This window comes from Mycobacterium sp. NGS57 (assembly GCF_059812405.1).
This window is the reverse complement of record NZ_JCALCP010000008.1, coordinates 29,668-46,487: the sequence shown is the minus strand read 5'-3', so window position 1 is coordinate 46,487 and position 16,820 is coordinate 29,668. Positions and strand designations below refer to the sequence as shown.

Genomic DNA, 16,820 nt, shown 5'->3' with positions numbered 1-16,820 from the left:
GCGCGGGGACTACTTCTGGTAGGACAGCGCTCCGGTGCCGGCGAGCTTTCCGCCCTCGACGATGAGGTACTCCGGGCGAATCGGCGTGCCGGCGAACCAGCATTCCAGGATTTCGCGGGTACCGGCGGCGTAGCGGGCCTGGGCCGACAGCGTGGTGCCCGAAACGTGCGGAGTCATCGCGTTGTTGGGCATGGTCCGCCACGGGTGATCGGCGGGAGGCGGCTGCGGGTACCACACGTCACCGGCGTAGCCCGCGAGCTGACCACTGCGGAGCGCGGCCGCGATGGCGTCGGGGACGGTTTCTTCGGCGCGGGCGGTGTTGACGATGTAGGAGCCGCGCCGCATCGTGCTCAGCAGCCTCTCGTCGAACATCCGCCGCGTCGCGTCGTACAGCGGCGAGTGGACGGACACCACGTCGACCGCGCGCACCAGCGACTCGACGTCGGGATGGAAAGTGACGTTCAACGCCTTTTCGACCTCCGGCGACAGCCGACGCGTGTCGGTGTAGTGGAGGTTGACGTCGAACGGCGCGAGGCGACGCAAGACCGCGCGGCCGATCCGGCCCGCGGCGATCACCCCGACGTCCATGCCCTCCAGGTCGTAGGCGCGCTCCGCGCAATCGGCGATGTTCCATCCGCCTCCGGCGGCCCACCGGTGCGACGGGACGAAATTGCGGACCAGCGCGAGGATCTGCATCACCGCGTGCTCGGCGACGCTGATGCTGTTGCTGTAGGTCACCTCGGCGACCGTGATGCCGCGCTGCTTGGCCGCGTCGAGATCCACGTGATCCGAGCCGATGCCCGCCGTCAGCGCCAGTTTGAGTTTGGGCGCCTTGGCGATGCGCTCCTTGGTGAGGTATGCCGGCCAAAAGGGCTGGGAGATGACGATATCGGCGTCGGGCAGCTCGCGTTCGAACTCCGAGTCGGGGCCGTCTTTGTCCGCGGTCACCACCAGCTCGTGTCCACCGTGCGTGAGAAACTTCCGCAGCCCCAGCGCACCCGAGACACAGCCGAGCAGTTCACCGGGAGTGAAGTCGATGCCCGACGGGCTGGGGACGGTACTTCCGTCGGGATAGTTGTGGATCGTCGGGACGTTGTCACGGGCGTACGCCGGCGGGTACCCGTCGACCGGGTCCGGGTAGAGCACCATCACGCACTTGGCCATTGGTTCCTCCTCGTTGGACTGCTTCAGTGTTGACGGACCGCACGGCCGGCGTCCAAGACGCAAATCCGACCGGGCGATAGGCCGGGCCGATCACGCCTGGTCGAGGCGGTCAGCGGCGTCGCGGGCGGCCTGCACCAGCGCGCGGGCAATCACCGATCCGGGCTCCGCCGCGGTGGTGACGAGCGCCATCGTCGCGGTGACGGTCGGCTCGTGCAGCCGCAGCACGGCGACCCCGGCCGGCACCCCGAGGGCGCGAATCCAGGTCTGGGGGACGATGCTGGCCCATCGGCCCGCTCCCACATGCGCTAAAAGCGTTGCAATGGAGTCGGTTTCGAGTTGTGGTTGCACCGCGAGGCCTTGGGTGAGCAGCGCGTCATCGATGACCTGGCGGCCGCGCATTCCCTCGGTCAGCAGACACAGCGGCAATCCCAGCGCCTCCGGCCAACTCATGATGTCCGATTTGCCGGCGAGCAGCTCAACGCCGGCGATGAGCACCTGATGCTCTTGGTACAGCGGGGTGACCAGCAGGTCGCGGGTGTCCTGTCGATCCGGATAGAGGATGCCCGCATCCAACTCGAATTGTCCGATGCGTTCGACGATCTCGGCCGACCGCAGGTTCGTCTCCAGCTGAACGCGCACCAACGGGTGCGCGGCACAAAACGGATCCGTAAGCAACGCAACGGTGGTGGCGGCGGCCGGAACCACCCCCAGCCGCAGCTCGCCGGTGAGGCCGGTCTGCAGCGCGCTGACTTCGTGGATGAGCGCGTCGTGGTCGGCCAGGATGCGCCGCGCCCAGTGCACCAGCCGCTCGCCCTCGGGGGTCAGGCCCTCGAATTTCTTGCCGCGCCGTACCAGCGGCACCTTCAGCTCGTGTTCGAGCTTGCGGATGGACTCCGACAGCGCCGGCTGGGAGACGTAACAGGCGCTCGCGGCGCGGGCGAAGTGGCGCTCCCGGGCCAGCGCCACGAAGTACTCGAGCTGCCGGAACTGCATGGGTTCAATTCGACCACGTCGGCGCCTACTCGCGGCTACCCACTTCGGCGACCGACGACCTTTGACGATTCCGCGCCATGATTGATGAAACGACGTACAACGCACGCGAAGGAGGCGCCCGGTGCCGAAACATTTCGAGGTCGGAGACCACGTCAGGTGGAATTCGGAAGCGGGTCACGTCAGCGGGGTGATCGTCAAGAAGCACACCAGTGACACCGAGTACAAAGGCCACCTACGGCATTGCACGAAAGACGACCCGCAATACGAGATCAGAAGCGACAAGACCGACCACGTCGCGATGCACAAGGGCGACGCCCTGGAGAAGATCGACAGCTAGTCGGGACTCGGCGCGACCACGACGCAACACCGCCCCGCTGTCGGCTGCAGCCGGGCATGTAGGCAATGTGGGGGCAACGCGTCGACCATCCCGCTGACGAGCGCATGATTCATGCCGCAGGCCAATTCGGTCTCTTCCTGAGCCAGCGCATGGAAGGGACAGTTGACCACATACACCCCGTCGTCGCCATGACGAGGTTCATAGCCGTACTCCCGCAGCATCCGCGCTACCACCTTGAGCGCTGTCCGCGCGTCGGACGGGGGCCGCCGGGCCGCGCTCAGCGCGGCGTCCGCGATGCCCCGGCCGTAGTCGTGGGCGATGCGGTGCAACAGTTTTACTACGGGCGCACCGCTGCGCTGGGACTCGGCGATGGCTTGACCCATCAGCCGCCCGGCCAACTCGTATTGACGCTGCGGCAAACTCACCGCGATGTCGCGACGGACTCGCCGATAGAGTTTCGACGGGCGTCCCGCCCCCGGGCCTGACCGGCCGGTCAACCGGGCGTAGTCACATTCCAGCAAGCCCTCAGCCGCCAACCGGTCCAGGTGAAACTTGGCCTGGTGCCGGGCGATTCCCACCTCGTCGGCTGCCTGATCACGGCTCACCGGTTCCGGTTGCGAACACACGAACTGGTACAGCTCGTAGCGCACCGGGTCGGCGAGGGCGCCGATCCCGGCGGCATCGCGTCGCAGCTGGTTCATCGCGCCCATTTCTCGTTCACAAGAGCCTTGACGTTACCGCCAATAATTTCTAAAGTATAATGACTTATCCGTTAGTTTCAGGAGCAGTCGTGGTCATCTTTCAACCCAGCGCCTCCCTCAGTGAACGGTTCGACGATCAGGCTACGCGCGCGCATCGCCGGCCGCGATGCGATGTCGCCGCAGTGAAGCCGTCGGCGTCGTGAACCACTTCGTGCTGCGAACCGCCGCGCGGTCGGCAACATGGGCGATCGGGCTGACGTTGGCGGCGAAGACCGTTCCCCACGTTGCATTGTCGGTGTCGGGCCTCATTGTCGCCGTGGTGTTTTATTCGATAGTGCAGACAACGCTGTCACTGAAGCTCTTGAAATTACCTGACGGCTACGCGTCGCTCCTGCTGGGAAGCACCGCTCTGATCCTGACCCTCGTCGCAATGAGCCTTGCCTCGGTATCGACGCACGGCCTCAGCATTCACGGGGCCGCGTCCTGGCTCGCCGCGACGGTCATGGTGTGGCTCGTGACCACGATCGGCACGATCCTCTTGTTCGACGTCTACGTACCGCGATACCAATCGCCGGCGCGGGTCGTCAACCTCTACTAGGGAATCGACCGTCGAAAGGGCGCCATGGGAGACACACACCACGATCCGACCGATCGTCATCGGACCGCACATGCCCGCGCCGGCCTCACCATGAAAGACAATTTCCTATGGCCCGGGTTCGTTCTGCTGGGCGTCGCGTTGTCCGCCATCATCGCCACCGTGGCGGTCGCCGCCTATAAGCACTACGAATGGCTCACCACGATGGCGCTCATCGCACTACTCGCCACCGCGGCGGCGATCTTGTGGTTCGTCCTGGAACTTCGCCGGCTCACCGTTTTGGAGAAGCGACAGGACTAACACCGGGCACCACCGCCGCCGCTCCCGGCTAATCGCCGCCTCCGGCCACCAGGCGGGGCCGTAGCCGCGACGGGACGATATCAACCCCACGGGCGAGGTCGTTGATCAGCGCTTCGGCGAAGTCCACCAACCCGGCGACGTCGACAGCGTGCGGCACCGGCCGGTCCTCGCGGGCAAGATGGGCGGAGGCGCGGCGCAGCAGCGCCGTCGCGCCGGTGAGATTGCCCCGCTGGACATGGGTGATTCCCACAGCGAGCTGCGTCAGGCCTCGCCACAGCGCCTGCTCGTTGACCGGACCGTTCTTCCACGCGGCCTCGAGCACTTCGTGAGCGTTGAATGCGAGACCTCGATCCAGCAGATCCTGGGCGTAGGCGAGGGTCTCGGCCGGCGCCAGCGCCAGGTCATCCGGGACGCGTGGAACGCCCACGCTCCCCGGCGGGAGTGGCCGCCCCAGAGCGTCGCGCGGTCGGGCACTTCGCGGCCGGCCCGATTCGTCGCGATCACGCTGCGTCATCTCTCCACTACAGCGTTTCGTCCAACTCGCCGAGCCGGTCGGTCAGCCGCAAGTTCTCGGAGTAGTCGACCGGGCAGCTGATCAGCGAGACGCCGTCGTCGTCCAGCGCCGCCTTCAGCGTCGGCAGCAGTTCCTCGGCACTGGTGATCCGGTATCCCTTGGCGCCGAAGCTTTCCGCGTAACTCACCACGTCGGGGTTGGAGAACGTCACGTAGTAGTGTTCCCCGAGTTCGAGGTCCATCTTCCACTCGATGAGGCCGTAGCCGCCGTCCTCCCAGATCAGCACGACCAGCGGTATCCGCTCCCGGACGGCGGTCTCGATCTCCTGCGAATTCATCATGAACGCGCCGTCGCCGACGACCGCCAGCACCTTCGCGTCGGGCCGCGCCAGCTTGACGCCCAGCGCGCCGGGCAGCGCAAAGCCCATGGTGGACAGGCCGTTCGACACCAGGCAGGTGTTGCACTCGTAGGTTGGGTAGAGCCGGGCCATCCACATCTTGGTGGCGCCGGTGTCGACCAGCACCACGTCGCTGCGGCCCAGCGCCTCGCGGGTGTCGGCGACTACCCGCGCGGGGGCCAGCGGAAAGCGCGAATCCTGTTGCCCGCGAGCGAATTCCTCGGTGAGCAGCCCGCAGCCGGGAACCTCCGGCTCGGCTTCGAAGGCGTGGCCCTCGAGCGCATCGGCGAGGGCGTCGAGCGACGCACTGATGTCACCGACGATCCCGACCTCGACCGGGTAGTGGGCGTCGACCTCGGCCGGGAACCGGTGGATGTGGATGATTTTCTTGTCGGCCTGCGGGTTGATCCGGACGGGGTCGAATTCCTGCAGCTCGTAGCCGACCGCGATCACCACGTCGGCGTGGTCGAACCCGAAGTTGACGTAGTCGTGGCGCATGAAACCCAGGGTCCCGATGCTGTTGGGGTGGTCGTCGGGCATGACGCCCTTGCCGTGGAAGGTGTTGGCCACCGGGATGCCGAATTCGTCGGAGAACCGCACCAGCGCCGCGGTCGCGCCGCCGCGGGCGGCGCCGTGACCGGCCAGCACCACCGGCCGCCGCGCGTTACGCAGGATGTCAACGGCCCGCGCGACCTGGCGGGCCGCGGGCGCCTCGGCGCGAACGACGTTGCGCGGCAACGGCGCAAGATCGGGGTAGTCGGTGTCATCGGCATCGATGTGTTCGGGCACCGCCAGGTAGACCGCGGCCGGGCGTTCGCTCTCGGCGAGCTTGAACGCTTTGCGGAACATCTCCGGGATGGCGCGCGGGGTGGGGATTCCGGCGGCCCACCGCGTGATCGGGGCGAACATCGACACCAGGTCGACGTACTGGTGGGACTCCTTGTATTCGCGGTCCTGGCCCACCTGCGCGGAGATCGCGACCATCGGGGTGCTGTTGGTGGTGGCGTCGGCGACGCCGAGTTGCATGTTGATGGCGCCGGGGCCCAGGGTGGCCGACACCACCGCGGCCCGGCCGGTCACGCGGCCGTACATCTCGGCCATGAACGCCGCCGCCTGCTCGTGGCGGGTCAGCACGTAGCGGATGTGTGATGCGGCCAGCGCCTGCACGAAGCGGATGTTCTCCTCGCCGGGCAGCCCGAAGACCACGGAGACGCCCTCGTTTTCCAGGCACTTGACCATCAGCTCGGCGGCTTTGCTCATCCTCAGACCTCCCGCTTGCCACAGTAGTGGCAGGCTGGACAGCGGACGCCGCTCAACGACAAAGGAGGGCCCCGTGCCCATCGCCACGATCAACCCTGCCACCGGCGAGACGGTCAAGACCTTCACCCCCGCCACCGACGACGAGGTCCAGGCGGCGATCGCCCGCGCCCACGAGCGCTTCCTCGACTACCGCCGTTCCACGACCTACGCTCAGCGCGCCGAGTGGGCGAACGCGACGGCCGACCTGCTGGAGGCCGAGGCCGACGAGACCGCCGCCCTGATGACCCTGGAGATGGGCAAGACGCTGGCGTCGGCCAAGGCCGAGGCGATCAAGTGCGCCAAGGGTTTTCGCTACTACGCCGAGAACGCCGAACAGCTGCTGGCCGACGAGCCGGCCGACGCGAAGAAGGTGGGCGCCGCCAAGGCCTACACCCGGTACCAGCCGCTGGGGGTGGTGCTGGCCGTGATGCCGTGGAACTTCCCGCTGTGGCAGGCCGTGCGGTTCGCCGCGCCGGCGCTGATGGCGGGCAACGTCGGCATCCTCAAGCACGCGTCCAACGTGCCGCAGTGCGCCCTGTACCTCGCCGACGTCATCGCGCGCGGCGGCTTCCCCGAGGGCTGCTTCCAGACGCTGCTCGTGCCGTCCAGCGCCGTGGAGACCATCCTGCGCGATCCCCGCGTGGCGGCGGCCACCCTGACCGGCAGCGAGCCGGCCGGCCAGTCGGTGGCGGCCATCGCCGGCGACGAGATCAAACCGACCGTGCTCGAGCTCGGCGGCAGCGACCCGTTCATCGTGATGCCGTCGGCGAACCTGGACGAGGCGGTCAAGACCGCGGTGACCGCCCGCGTGCAGAACAACGGCCAGTCCTGCATCGCCGCCAAGCGGTTCATCGCCCACGCCGACGTCTACGAGCAGTTCGTCGACAAGTTCGTCGAGCGGGTCAAGGCGCTGCGCGTCGGCGACCCCACCGACCCGGACACCGACGTGGGCCCGCTGGCCACCGAGTCGGGCCGCGACGAGGTCGCCAAGCAGGTGGAGGACGCCGCCGCCGCGGGCGCGGTGATCCGTTGCGGCGGTGAGCGTCTCGACCGGCCGGGGTGGTACTACCCGCCGACCGTGGTCACCGACATCACCAAGGACATGGCCATGTACACCGAGGAGGTGTTCGGGCCGGTCGCCTCGGTGTACCAGGCCGCCGACATCGACGAGGCCATCGAGATCGCCAACGCCACGACGTTCGGGCTGGGATCCAACGCATGGACCGCCGACGAAGCCGAGCAGCAGCGCTTCATCGACGGCATCGAGGCCGGGCAGGTCTTCATCAACGGGATGACCGTCTCCTACCCCGAACTGCCGTTCGGCGGCGTCAAGCGCTCCGGCTACGGCCGCGAACTCGCCGGGCTGGGGATCCGCGAGTTCTGCAACGCCAAGACCGTCTGGATCGGGTCGCCCGACACCGGATCGTCCGGCGGCGGCAAGAAGGTCGAGTAGCGCTCGCGCGTCACACCGCGGCGGAGGCCAGCGCCTTCTCGTCCTCGTCCGCGAAGGTGTCCTCCAGCTGCACCGGCGAGTAGTCGAGGTCGATCTCGGCGACCGGGCGCCCCCGCGCGCTGGAGATCGTGCCGAAGCGCCGCATCCCCTTGTCCGCGGCGTAGGTCATGAACTCCTCGGTCGACAGGCCGAAGGGCATCGGGTCGTAAAGGGCGAAGCCCTCTTCGATGAGGCGCAACCCGAGCGGCATCAGTTCGTTCATCCGCGTTTCGAACACCCCCCAGTTGGCGTCGTCGGCGGCGACGTGGCGCCGGCAGGTGAAGGTGCCCCAGGCCATGTGGCGCCGCTCGTCGTCGCCGATGCGCCGCACCAGCTCCTGCATGCCGGGCAGGATGCCGCGTTCGACGCAGATCTTGTGCCAGCCGAAGTAGCCGGTCAGCGCCAGCATCCCCTCCACCATGTGGTTGTAGGTGACCGAGGCCCGGACCTGGGCGGCCGGGGACGGATCGGTGGTCAGCGCGTTGAGGCAGGCCGGCAGCTCCTCGTAGAAGATGGTGCGGTAGGTGGGGATGTCGTCGAGGTAGCGGTGCAGGTCGTCGGTGACCCCGACGGCGTCCAGCCACATCCGGAACACCTGCACGTGCTTGGCCTCCTCGAACGCGAACTGGGTCAGGTACATCTCGTCGCCGAGGCGGCCCTCGGCGCGCATCGCGGCCATGAACGGCTGGATGTCCTCGGTGACCGCCTCCTCCCCGGCGATGAACTCCGCGCACAGCCGGGTCGCGTAGTGGCGCTCGTCGTCGGTGAGCCGTTCCCAGTCCGCGCGGTCGCGGGAGAAGTCGATGTCGGCCGGATTCCAGAACTTGGCGTTGCCGCCGGCAAAAAGCTTGAGCGGCAAGCTGTCCCAGTTGAGGCCGCCGTGGACCATGGAAGAAGAACTTGTGCGCGTCATGGCGACCTCCTGGTGATCATTTCCGGAATACGTTGGGCGGCCGGCACCTTCGCGAAGGCCGCCTTCAGCGCCGCGATGAGCCGGCGTACGGCCAGCGCGGGCTGCTCGGGCGTGGGCTCGTCGAGCCCGAGGATGGGGTCCAGGCCGCGCATGTAGGGGGCCAGCGCCAGGTGCGGGAAGATCAGCAGCAACAGCGACAGCAGCACGTCGGTGTCGGCATCGGGGCGCAGGTCCCCGCGGGTGTGCGCGGTGTGCACCAGCGGCCGCAGCACTTCCAGGTAGTGGCGGTGGATGACGTTGCGGACGCTGACGCGGGCGTCGGTGTCGACCTCGAGGGTGGCCGCGGCGTGCAGCGCGCGCTCGCGCGGGTGTTCGGCGTAGTAGGCCACCCAGCCGTCGAGCAGGTCGGTGAGGTGGTCGAAGAACGGGCGGCTCGGGTCGAGCTCGACGATCAGGTCCTCCATGTAGGCGCGCACCCGCTGGCTGCCGATGTCCGCGATGAAGGCGTACAGATCCCGCTTATCCGCGAAGTACTGGAAGAGGCTGCCCTTGGCGACCCCGGCGCGGCGGGCGATGACGTTCAGGCTCCCGCCGGAAAACCCGTGCGCCCCGAACTCGGCTTCGGCGGCTTCGATCACCGCCGCGCGCCGCGCGGGATCCACGCGTCCCCACGTCACAGTCGGCATGACGGCCTCCTACCCTCGATGACCACTGGTCATTCTACTGTGAGCCGCATCACAGTCAAGGGTCAAGGGCGGCCAGGTGCTCGAGTGTGCGTCCAGCCGCACGCCGGTAGTCCAGTGTGCGGACAGGCGCACGCTCGGGACGGGCCAAGAGGTCAAGGGCGCATCTGGTAGGCGCCGCTGATGGGCAGCACGCGCTCCGTCCAGATCTGGTCGTAGCGCGCGGGGTCGTGGACGGGGCGCCGGATCATCCGCAGTGCCAGCCGGGCCTGCTCGTCCGTCGTCACGGCCTTGTCGCCGAGTTCCACGGCATAGCCGTTGAAGTCGCGCACCAGCACGGCGAAGATCTGGTCGACCAACGCGTCGTCGACCTCCGACAGCGCGGCTTCCTCGAGGATGAGCTGCGCGTAGGGCACCGTCGCGAACAGCTGGCCCACGGCGAAGGCGAAGTCAATGTCCTTCTGCTGCACCGCATCCGGCGTCGCGCTGGCCAGCATCTCGGTGAGCACGTCGATCTGTTCGCGCAGCCGCGCGACGTTGGGCAGGTGGGCGAACGCCGCGAACGGGCCGCGCCAGTCGTGGAACCGCACCTTGCCCAGGCCCCCGGTGGGTCCCTGGGCGAACAGGAAGGTGTCGTCGGCGGCGTCGTCGCGGCGGCCGAGCACGGGCAGGTCGCCGCTCGGCGCGAACAGGAAGTTGGGCATGAACTTGCCCAGCAGCCCGATGTTGATGTGCACGGTGCCCTCCAGCCGGGGCAGCAGGCCGATCTCGCGGGTCATGGCCTCGAAGATGGTGTCCTTCTCGACGCCCTTGGCGGCGATGACGTCCCACAGCGCGGTGATCACCCGCTCGCCCTCGCTGGTGATCTTCGCCTTGGTGAGAGGGCTGTAGAGCAGGTAGCGGCGGTCGGCCGCCGATGCGCTGCGCATGTAGTCGCAGGCGCGGGTGGCGACCAGCCTCATCGCGATCAGGCGCACGTAGGCGTCGGTGAGCAGCCGCCGCACGTGGGAGAAATCGGTCACCAGCGTCCCGTACAGGGAGCGGTTGGCCGCGTGCGTGACCGCCTCGTACATGGCGTGGGTGCACATCCCGATGGCGCCCCAGCCCAGGTTGTACTTGCAGACGTTGACGGTGTTGAGGGCGGCGTGGAAGGCCCCGATGCCGCGGTGCAAGAGGTCGGCCTCGGTGACCGGGTAGTCGCGCAGCGCGTAGTTGGCGACGAAGTTCTGCGAGTTCACCACGTTCTTGATCAGCTCGTAGCGGTCGTGGCGGGAGTCGGCGGCGAAGAAGACGTACTCGGGGTCTTTTGAAGAGCCTTCGATCTTGCCGAACGTGGAGACCATCCGCGCGACGTTGGCGTTGCCGATGTAGTACTTCTCGCCGTTGGCCGTCCAACCGTGTTCCGAAGGCGTGAGGATCATGTCGGTCTGGTAGACGTCGGCGCCGTGGGTCTGCTCGGAGAGCCCGAAGGCGAACACCTCGCCGGCCTCCAGCTGGGCGGCGGCCTTGCGCTTGGCGTCCTCGTTGTCGCTCATCCAGATCGGGCCCAGGCCCAGCGCGGTGACCTGGAACGGATACCAGTAGTTGAGCCCGTAGAAGCCGACGATCTCGGCGAACTCGCTGATCCGGTAGGTGTCCCAGCGGCAGTCGCCCGTCCCGTAGGCGCTCGGGGTGAGCAGCGAGGCGAAGATGCGCTCGCGCCCGATGTGGTCGAGGAACTCGGAGTACCAGACCCGGTTGTGGTCGTCGGCCTTCAGCCGGGCCTTGCCGCGGGACTCGAAGAAGTCGACCGTCGCGGCCATGATCTCCCCCGAGCGGCGGTCGGGGTAGCGGCGTTGCAGGTGGTTCGGATTGAGCAACATGGGGGCAACGTAGCGCACACAGCCCTGTCGGTGAACCGGCATTCGACCTAGCATCGAGGCCGTGTCAGAACTCAATACCGCACGCGGCCCCATCGATACCGCCGACCTCGGCGTGACGCTGATGCACGAGCACGTGTTCATCATGACCACCGAGATCGCCCTGAACTATCCCGAGGCGTGGGGCGACGAGGAAAAACGGGTGGCCGACGCCATCGACCGGCTCAACGAACTCAAGGCTCGCGGCGTGGACACGATCGTCGACCTCACCGTGATCGGGCTCGGCCGCTACATCCCGCGCATCGCGCGCGTCGCCGCGGCCACCGAGCTGAATATCGTTGTGGCGACCGGGCTTTACACCTACAACGACGTCCCGTTCCGATTCCACTACGAGGGCCCGGGCGGGATGCTGGACGGCCCCGAGATCATGACCGAGATGTTCGTCCGCGACATCGAGCAGGGCATCGCCGACACCGGCATCAAGGCCGGCATCCTCAAGTGCGCCACCGACGAACCCGGCATCACCCCCGGGGTGGAGCGGGTGCTGCGCGCCGTCGCCCAGGCGCACAAGCGCACCGGGGTGCCGATCTCGACGCACACCCATGCCGGGCTGCGCCGCGGGCTGGAGCAGCAGCGCATCTTCGAAGAGGAGGGTGTCGACCTGAGCCGCGTGGTGATCGGGCATTCCGGCGACAGCACCGACGTCGGCTACCTGGAGGAGCTGATTTCGGCCGGCTCCTACCTCGGCATGGACCGGTTCGGCATCGACGTGATCCTGCCGTTCGAGGAACGGGTCAACATCGTGGCGACGATGTGCGAGCGCGGGCACGCCGACAAGATGGTGCTCTCGCACGACGCCAACTGCTACTTCGACGCGCTGCCCGAGGCGCTCATGCCGCAGGTGGCGCCGAACTGGCACTACCTGCACATCCACAACGACGTGATCCCCGCCCTGAAGGAGCGCGGCGTCACCGACGAGCAACTGCACACCATGCTCGTCGACAACCCGCGGCGCATCTTCGAGCGGCAGGGCTCGTATGAGTGAGCCGATCCCGCCGATCAGCACCCAGATATCGGCGCTTGCCGCAGCGGCGCCCGACGCACCGGCGGTCAGCTGCGAGGGCCGCACCATCACGCGCGCCGAACTCGACAAGTCCACCAACCGCCTGGCCCGCGCCTACGCCGGGCGCGGCGTCGGCGTCGGCGACTACGTGACCATCGTGCTGCCCAACTCCATCGAATGGATTCAGGCGGCGGTGGCGTGCTGGAAGCTGGGCGCGGTGCCGCAGCCGCTGTCGGCGCGGTTGCCGGACGCCGAGCTGCGGGGGCTGCTGGAGCTGCGGCCGCCGGCGCTGCTGGTGGGTCGCGAGCACAGTGAAATACCCAGTGTGCCAGCGGGTTTCGTTCCCGGCCCGGCGACCCCGGACGCGCCGCTGCCCGAGGCCGTCTCGCCGGTGTGGAAGGCGATGGGATCCGGCGGCAGCACCGGCCGGCCCAAGCTCATCGAGTCCGGCGGTGACAGCCGCATACCGGCCGCCATCGGCTATCCGCTGGGCGCTCAGGAGGGCGATACCACCCTGGTGCCGATCCCGCTGTCCCACAACACCGGCTTCACCACCGCGACGATCGCGCTGCTGATGGGCCACCACCTGGTGGTGATGAGCCGCTTCGACCCGCACCAGTTCCTGCGGCTGATCACCGACCACCGCGTGACGTTTTTGACCACGGTGCCGACGATCATGCAGCGGGCGCTGCCGGTCTACCACTCCGACCCCGGCTCCTACGACCTGTCGTCGCTGCGCCGGTTCTGGCACATGGGGGCGCCCTGCCCGCCGGCCATCAAGCAGGCCTGGATCGACCTGCTGGGCCCGGAGAAGGTCTGGGAGCTCTACGGCGGCACCGAATTACAGGCGCTGACGTTCATCTCCGGTGACCAGTGGCTGGCCCACCGCGGCTCGGTCGGCGTCGTGGTGGCCGGGGAGATGAAGGTGCTCGACGACGACGGCAACCCGTGCCCACCCGGCGTGGTCGGCGAGATCTACATGCGTCCGGCGCCCGGCAGCGCGCCGACCTACCGCTACGTCGGCGTCACCGCCAAGAGCCGCGACGGCTGGGACTCGCTGGGCGATCTGGGCTACTTCGACGAGGACGGGCTTTTGTACCTGTCGGACCGCCGGGTCGACATGTTCACCGTCGGGGGCCGCAACGTCTACCCCGCCGAGATCGAGAACGCGCTGTCGGCCCACCCCGAGGTGATGTCCTGCCTGGTCGTCGGTGTTCCCGACCCCAACGCCGGGGACCTCGGCCAGGTGCCCTACGCCGTGGTGCACGCCGCCGACGGGTCGGCCCTCGACGACGCGGCCGTGAAAGTTTTTCTGCGCGAACGCATCTCGGGCTACAAGGTGCCCCACACGGTGGAATTCGTCGACACTCCCCTGCGCGACGACGCCGGCAAGGCGCGGCGCTCGGCGGTGCGCGCCGAGATCATGGCGCGCCTGCCCGCCGCGGAGCGGCACTGATCGAAAAAAGCGCTCAACGCGCTGCTCGGGTCGCGATATGCTGAGCTCGATATATTCCTCGACGCGTCGACCGGTTGTTCGCCGGTGAGCCGATGAGGGGGCATGCGCCATGTCATTTGTATATGGGATACCGGACCAATTGGCCGCCGCGGCAACGGATTTGGCCGATATCGAATCGGCGGTGAGCACCGCCCGGGCCGCGGCGGCGGGTCCCACCACCGCGGTGCTGGCCGCCGGGGCCGACGAGGTATCCGCGGCAATCGCCGCGCTGTTCGGCTCATACGGCCAGGCGTATGAAGCGCTGATCGCCCGGGCGGCGACGTTTCACCAGCAGTTCGTGCAGGCTCTCGGTGCCGGCGGGAACGCGTACGCCCTCACCGAGGCCGCCAACAGCTCGCCCCTGCAAGTCCTGCAGCAAGACCTGCTGAACCTGATCAACACGCCCACCGAAGTGTTGCTGGGGCGCCCGTTGGTCGGCAACGGCGCGAACGCCGCACCGGGAAGCGGAGCCAACGGCGGCGCCGGTGGCATCTTGTGGGGCAGCGGCGGCGCCGGCGGTTCCGGCGCCGACGGCCAGAACGGCGGGGCGGGCGGCGCCGGGGGCCTGTTCGGCAACGGCGGGCCCGGCGGGGCCGGCGGGCTGGGCGCCACCGGCGGAGCCCGCGGCGGGGCCGGCGGGTCCGCCGGGTTGTTCGGCAACGGCGGGGCCGGCGGCGACGGCGGAATCGATAACGGCGGCGCGGGAACCGGCGGGGCGGGCGGCGCCGGCGGGGCCGGCGGGCTGCTGGTCGGCAACGGCGGCCCGGGCGGCACCGGAGGATTCGGCCTCGGCAACCCCAACGGGGGTACCGGCGGGGCCGGCGGGGCCGGCGGCCTGCTCTTCGGCCTCGGCGGCGACGGCGGCGTCGGGGGACAGAGCGGCAACGGCACCGGCGGGACCGGGGGGACCGGCGGGGCCGGCGGCCTGTTCTTCGGTGCCGCCGGCACCGGGGGCACCGGGGGAGCCAGCATCAGCGGGGTCGGGGGTCTCGGCGGGAACGGCGGCACCGGCGGCGCGCTGTTCGGCATGAGTGGGGACGGCGGGGACGGCGGGACCGGCGCCACCACCGGGGGTGACGGCGGGGCCGGGGGCGCGGGCAGCGTGTTGTTCGGCGGCGGCGGGACCGGCGGCACCGGCGGGACCGGACAAACCAACGGCGGCGCCGGCGGGGCCGGGGGCGGCGGCGGCCTCCTGTACGGCGACGGCGGGACGGGCGGGGCCGGCGGAACCGGGTTCAGCGGCCTTGGTGGAGCCGGTGGCAACGGCGGTCACGCGGGCCTGCTGATCGGTAGCGGCGGGCTGGGCGGACGCGGCGGCGTCGGTGACAACGGCGGAACCGGCGGCGCGGGCGGCGCTGCCGGCTTTCTGATCGGCAACGGCGGTAACGGCGGCGTGGGCGGAGGCGGCGGCAACAGCGGGGGCTCCGGTGGCCATGGCGGCGGAGCCGGGCTCGTCGGCGATGGCGGCTTCGGCGGCGGGGGCGGACTGAGCTTCACGATCGGGGGCGGAGGTAATGGTGGGAGCGGCGGCGACGCGCAGCTGATCGGCAACGGCGGCAACGGCGGCAACGCGGGAACCCCGGGCGCCACCGGGGGCGCCGGCGGCACCGGCGGGCAGCTGTTCGGCCTGAACGGGCTGAACGGGGCCTGAAACGGGGCGAGTAAGCCCGGCCCGGGACTCACGGCGCGATCGCGTCCGCCTCAGCGTCGGTGACCCGCTCCCGGGCCGGTTCGTGGCGTTTCTCCCAGCGGCGCAACGCTTCCCGGCACGGCGACTCGACCAGGCCGTAGCTCACCGCGGCGATCGCCCACCCGAAGATCAGCGTCCACACCAACACCATCGGCATGTGGCCCGTGAACGGGAAGACCCCCAGCACCGGGAAGACCATCGCCAGCGCGGCCAGATGCCACACGAACAGCCCGTAGGACCAGCGCCCCAGCGTCACCATGGCGGTGCTGCCCAGCAGCCGGTGCGGCGTGTCGGGCCGGTCCAGCACCAGCGGCGCGACCAACGCGAACGCCACCACCGAGCCCGCCGCCGTCTTCACCGCGAACTGCGCGGCGGTGCCGGGCACCAGGCCCTCCGGGCCGGCCAGCGGCGACGCCGCCAGCAGGTAGGCCGCCGCCGCGACGACGGCCATCACCACCCGTCGGCGGGCCAGCCGGTGCGGCAGGCCGATGCCGCTGTGCACCCATTCGGCCAGCAGCATCCCGGCGGCGAACCAGGAGAAGAACGCCGGCGGCCAGTTGAGCGGGTTGGTGCCCGCCCCCGAGTGCACCGGCGCCCAGCCCCACGCCCAGCTGAGTGCCGCCAGCGCGGCGATGGCCGGCACCCGGGCGCCGGCGGGAAGGCGGCGGGCCAGCAGCGCCAGGACGGGCAGCGCCAGGTAGAAGGTGACCTCGACGGACAGGCTCCACATCTGGGTCAGACCGCCGGTCAGGGTGAGCGGCACATAGATCTGGGTGAGCGTCAGGTTTGCCAGCCACACGGTCGGGCCGGCACTGCCGGCCGCATCGGGCAGCAAGGTCAGGATCACCACCACCGCCACCAGGTACGCGGGCATGATGCGGACCACCCGCGAGCGCAGGTAGTGCCCGGTGCGCGGGCGCGACCCCAACCCCCGTGCCGCCGCGGCGTGCCCGCGCCACAACAGGAAGCCCGACAACGCGAAGAACACCGCCACGGCCAGGTCGAAGCGGCCGAACAGCCGGCCGGCGGCGCCGCTGGAGTGCCCCGTCTGGAACGCGACGTGGGTGACCACCACGCCCATGGCAGCGCACGCGCGCATGCCCTCCACGGCGGGCAGGAAGCTGCGGATCCCGCCGGCCCGCTGGCCATCGATCACGCTCAACAGTGTGCCCTCGAACGTCGACTCGTGTGGTAGCGGGCGAATTGGGTATAAGGCGCGGGGCGGGCGTCGGGTTCAGCGGGTTCGTAAGCCGGCGCCTTACATTCTGCTGTTAGGGTCGAACGGGCTTGCCACGCTGCTTGATCAGGCCGTAGCCGCCACAAGG

The 16,820-nt window shown here is 69.2% G+C and carries 16 protein-coding genes; 7 read left to right on the top strand and 9 right to left on the bottom strand.

Annotation, left to right across the window (positions count from 1 at the left end; genetic code table 11):
- Nucleotides 1-9 precede the first annotated feature (9 nt).
- Together AC5Y43_RS16300 and AC5Y43_RS16295 are read right to left on the bottom strand one after the other, a co-directional pair.
- Entirely contained in the window at nucleotides 10-1,164 is a 1,155-nt protein-coding gene (locus tag AC5Y43_RS16300; RefSeq protein WP_499974109.1) for an NAD-dependent formate dehydrogenase, read from the bottom strand.
- A gap of 90 nt (nucleotides 1,165-1,254) precedes the next feature.
- The gene (locus tag AC5Y43_RS16295; RefSeq protein ID WP_499974107.1) at nucleotides 1,255-2,157 is read right to left on the bottom strand and encodes a LysR family transcriptional regulator; all 903 of its coding nucleotides are present in this window, start codon (nucleotides 2,155-2,157) and stop codon (nucleotides 1,255-1,257) included.
- A 121-nt stretch (nucleotides 2,158-2,278) separates the two neighbouring features.
- Here AC5Y43_RS16295 and AC5Y43_RS16290 point away from each other — a divergent pair, with 121 nt between their 5' ends.
- A complete protein-coding gene (locus AC5Y43_RS16290; RefSeq protein ID WP_499974106.1) occupies nucleotides 2,279-2,494 on the top strand; it encodes a hypervirulence associated TUDOR domain-containing protein in 216 nt (71 codons plus the stop codon).
- Here AC5Y43_RS16290 and AC5Y43_RS16285 read toward each other — a convergent pair.
- Entirely contained in the window at nucleotides 2,491-3,204 is a 714-nt protein-coding gene (locus AC5Y43_RS16285; protein WP_499974105.1) for a helix-turn-helix transcriptional regulator, read from the bottom strand. The two genes, AC5Y43_RS16290 and AC5Y43_RS16285, sit on opposite strands and share 4 nt — an antisense overlap.
- A 190-nt stretch (nucleotides 3,205-3,394) precedes the next feature.
- Between AC5Y43_RS16285 and AC5Y43_RS16280 the strand changes: the two genes are divergently transcribed.
- Complete coding sequence (locus AC5Y43_RS16280) at nucleotides 3,395-3,793, top strand: hypothetical protein (RefSeq protein WP_499974103.1); 399 nt, start codon at nucleotides 3,395-3,397, stop codon at nucleotides 3,791-3,793.
- 90 nt (nucleotides 3,794-3,883) lie between these two features.
- The gene (locus tag AC5Y43_RS16275) at nucleotides 3,884-4,090 is read left to right on the top strand and encodes a UsfY protein (protein ID WP_499974102.1); all 207 of its coding nucleotides are present in this window, start codon (nucleotides 3,884-3,886) and stop codon (nucleotides 4,088-4,090) included.
- A gap of 28 nt (nucleotides 4,091-4,118) precedes the next feature.
- Here AC5Y43_RS16275 and AC5Y43_RS16270 read toward each other — a convergent pair whose 3' ends face one another.
- The gene (locus AC5Y43_RS16270) at nucleotides 4,119-4,604 is read right to left on the bottom strand and encodes a DUF309 domain-containing protein (protein WP_499974101.1); all 486 of its coding nucleotides are present in this window, start codon (nucleotides 4,602-4,604) and stop codon (nucleotides 4,119-4,121) included.
- Nucleotides 4,605-4,611: 7 nt separating this feature from the next.
- The gene (locus AC5Y43_RS16265; protein WP_499974100.1) at nucleotides 4,612-6,261 is read right to left on the bottom strand and encodes an acetolactate synthase large subunit; all 1,650 of its coding nucleotides are present in this window, start codon (nucleotides 6,259-6,261) and stop codon (nucleotides 4,612-4,614) included.
- A gap of 73 nt (nucleotides 6,262-6,334) precedes the next feature.
- Between AC5Y43_RS16265 and AC5Y43_RS16260 the strand changes: the two genes are divergently transcribed.
- A complete protein-coding gene (locus AC5Y43_RS16260; protein ID WP_499974098.1) occupies nucleotides 6,335-7,753 on the top strand; it encodes an NADP-dependent succinic semialdehyde dehydrogenase in 1,419 nt (472 codons plus the stop codon).
- Nucleotides 7,754-7,763: 10 nt separating this feature from the next.
- On the opposite strand, the gene AC5Y43_RS16255 is transcribed toward AC5Y43_RS16260, so the two are convergent.
- The 3 genes from AC5Y43_RS16255 to AC5Y43_RS16245 all read right to left on the bottom strand — a co-directional run bounded on the left by AC5Y43_RS16255 (nucleotide 7,764) and on the right by AC5Y43_RS16245 (nucleotide 11,250).
- Nucleotides 7,764-8,705, bottom strand: coding sequence for a R2-like ligand-binding oxidase (locus AC5Y43_RS16255; protein WP_499974096.1), 942 nt, complete (start codon nucleotides 8,703-8,705; stop codon nucleotides 7,764-7,766).
- A complete protein-coding gene (locus AC5Y43_RS16250; RefSeq protein ID WP_499974095.1) occupies nucleotides 8,702-9,391 on the bottom strand; it encodes a TetR/AcrR family transcriptional regulator in 690 nt (229 codons plus the stop codon). The genes AC5Y43_RS16255 and AC5Y43_RS16250 overlap by 4 nt, the downstream gene beginning before the upstream one ends.
- A gap of 152 nt (nucleotides 9,392-9,543) precedes the next feature.
- Complete coding sequence (locus tag AC5Y43_RS16245) at nucleotides 9,544-11,250, bottom strand: acyl-CoA dehydrogenase family protein (protein ID WP_499974094.1); 1,707 nt, start codon at nucleotides 11,248-11,250, stop codon at nucleotides 9,544-9,546.
- Nucleotides 11,251-11,311: 61 nt separating this feature from the next.
- Here AC5Y43_RS16245 and AC5Y43_RS16240 point away from each other — a divergent pair, with 61 nt between their 5' ends.
- The 3 genes from AC5Y43_RS16240 to AC5Y43_RS16230 all read left to right on the top strand — a co-directional run bounded on the left by AC5Y43_RS16240 (nucleotide 11,312) and on the right by AC5Y43_RS16230 (nucleotide 15,456).
- On the top strand, nucleotides 11,312-12,292 hold the full coding sequence (locus AC5Y43_RS16240) for a phosphotriesterase family protein (protein WP_499974092.1): 981 nt from the start codon (nucleotides 11,312-11,314) through the stop codon (nucleotides 12,290-12,292).
- Nucleotides 12,285-13,766 carry an AMP-binding protein gene (locus AC5Y43_RS16235; RefSeq protein WP_499974091.1) on the top strand — a complete coding sequence of 494 codons (1,482 nt, stop codon included), beginning with the start codon at nucleotides 12,285-12,287 and terminating at the stop codon, nucleotides 13,764-13,766. The genes AC5Y43_RS16240 and AC5Y43_RS16235 overlap by 8 nt, the downstream gene beginning before the upstream one ends.
- A gap of 109 nt (nucleotides 13,767-13,875) precedes the next feature.
- Nucleotides 13,876-15,456 carry a PE family protein gene (locus AC5Y43_RS16230; protein WP_499974089.1) on the top strand — a complete coding sequence of 527 codons (1,581 nt, stop codon included), beginning with the start codon at nucleotides 13,876-13,878 and terminating at the stop codon, nucleotides 15,454-15,456.
- 28 nt (nucleotides 15,457-15,484) lie between these two features.
- Here the strand turns inward: AC5Y43_RS16230 and AC5Y43_RS16225 are convergent, their stop codons facing one another.
- Nucleotides 15,485-16,657 (bottom strand): acyltransferase family protein, encoded by a 1,173-nt coding sequence (locus AC5Y43_RS16225; protein ID WP_499974087.1) that lies wholly within the window; start codon nucleotides 16,655-16,657, stop codon nucleotides 15,485-15,487.
- Between the last annotated feature and the right edge of the window lie 163 nt (nucleotides 16,658-16,820).